At 67.1% G+C, this 2,347-nt stretch carries 1 protein-coding gene; it reads left to right on the forward strand.

Annotated elements, in window-relative coordinates:
- Positions 1-2,347: amino acid adenylation domain-containing protein (locus ABGB06_RS39315; RefSeq protein WP_347600517.1), on the forward strand; the 2,347-nt coding region annotated here is incomplete at both ends.

A 2,347-nucleotide genomic window follows, 5' to 3' on the forward strand; every position in this document is an offset into this window, starting at 1 on the left:
CTCGTCGTCCACCACATCGCCGCCGACGGCTGGTCCATGGGCGTCCTCCTCCAGGACCTCTCCACCGCCTACACCGCACGCCACAACGGCAACACCCCCGACTGGGCTCCCCTCCCCCTCCAGTACGCCGACTACGCCACCTGGCAACACACCCACCTCAACGCCGCCGACGACCCTGGCAGCGGCTATCTGGGTGAGCAGTTGGCGTACTGGACCGAGCAGCTGGCCGGGCTGCCGTCGACCCTGCCGCTACCCACCGACCGGCCCCGCCCCGCCGTCACCAGCCACCACGGCGCCATGCTCCCCTTCACCATCGACCCCACCACCCACGGCCACCTCCTCGACCTGGCCCGCCGAAACAACGCCACCCTGTTCATGGTCTGCCAAACAGCCATCACCACCCTCCTCACCCGACTCGGCGCAGGCCACGACATCCCCCTCGGCACCCCCATCGCCGGACGCACCAACGAACACCTCGACCACCTCATCGGCTTCTTCCTCAACACCCTCGTCCTCCGCACCAACACCGAGGGCAACCCCAAATTCACCCAACTCCTCAAACACGTAAAAGAAACCAACCTCACCGCCCACACCCACCAAGACCTCCCCTTCGACCACCTCGTCGAAGCCCTCAACCCCACCCGCACCCTCGCCCACCACCCCCTCTTCCAAGTCCTCCTGGTAAAAGAAGACTTCGGAGATAAGCCAAGCTTCGACATTCCAGATGCGTCGACCTCCCCCGTTCGCATTCCCCTTTCCTCGGTGCAGTTCGACCTGACCTTCGGCCTGTCAGAACGCACCGGGATGAACGGGAATCCAGCAGGAGTGGATGGCTATATCGAGTACGCCCACGATCTCTTCGACGAATCCACTGCTGAGCGAATAGCAGAACGCTTGATACGCGTGTTGCGGCAGGTGGCGGCGGATGACGGGCGGCGGGTCGAGGACTTCGACGTGCTGCTGGAGGGCGAACGGGACTGGCTACTCGACGAGAAGGCAGTCGGCGACACACCCGCCAAGACGGCGGGAACGGTGGTGGAGGCGTTCGCCGCCCAGGTCGCCGCCCATCCGGACACGACCGCGGTCATCGCGGGCGAGAACTCCTGGACCTACGCCGAGCTAGACGCCCGTACCAACCAGCTCGCCCGTCATCTGCTCAGACAGGGTCTGGCTGCCGGTGGTCGAGTCGCCGTCGCGCTCCGCCGAAGCCCTGACCTGATCGAGACGTTCCTCGCCGTCGCCAAGACCGGCGCCACCTTCGTCCCCATCGACACCGGCCACCCCACCGGCCGGATCCAGCACCTCCTGGCCGACAGCGACCCCACCCTCCTCATCACCACCAGCGACTTCGCCCCACCGACCCACTCGGCGGTCCGCATCGACATCGACGATCCCGGGACGGTGAAGGAGACCGCCGAGCTGGCGAAGGACCCTCTGACCGACGTCGAACGCGGCGGATCACTGACGCCGGCCAGTGGCTTCTACCTGATGTACACCTCGGGCTCCACCGGCACCCCGAAGGGCGTGCTGACACCGCACAGTGCCGTGACAGCGCTCGCCGCCGACACGACCTGGACACCGTTCGCGGCCGGCCGCACCCTCTTCCACGCCCCCCACACCTTCGACGCCTCCACCCTCGAAATCTGGATCCCACTCCTCAACGGCGGCACCACCGTCATCGCCCCACCCCAGGCCATCGACACCACCACCCTCCCCCACCTCATCCGGAAGCACGACCTCGACGCGGTCCACCTCACCGCCGGCCTCTTCCGCGTCATCGCCGAGGAGGAACCGACGACTCTCGCCGGCCTCCCACACCTCCTGACCGGCGGCGACACCGTCCCCACCCACGCCATCACCCGCACTCGCGAGGTCTGCTCCCAGCTGACGATCCACCACCTCTACGGCCCCACCGAAACCACCCTCTGCGCCACCACCCACACCCTCACCCCCGACAACACCGAGGACATCCCCAACCCCCTCCCCCTCGGACGGCCCCGCGACGGCATGCGCGTCTACGTCCTAGACCACCGCCTCCAACCCGTCCCACCCGGGGTGACCGGCGAGCTCTACCTCGCCGGCAACGGCCTCGCCCACGGCTACCTCGACCAACCCCACACCACCGCCGAACGGTTCATCCCCGACCCCCACACCACCACGCCCGGGGCACGGATGTACCGCACCGGCGACCTCGCCCGCCACACACCCCAAGGCCACCTCCAATTCCTCGGCCGCAACGACCACCAAATCAAAATCCGCGGCCACCGAATCGAACCCGCAGAAATCGAAAACACCCTCACCAACCACCCCCACATCCAAAACGCCACCATCCAACCCCACCACCCCA

The sequence above is a fragment of the Streptomyces sp. B6B3 genome (assembly GCF_039871525.1).
Taxonomy (GTDB): domain Bacteria; phylum Actinomycetota; class Actinomycetes; order Streptomycetales; family Streptomycetaceae; genus Streptomyces.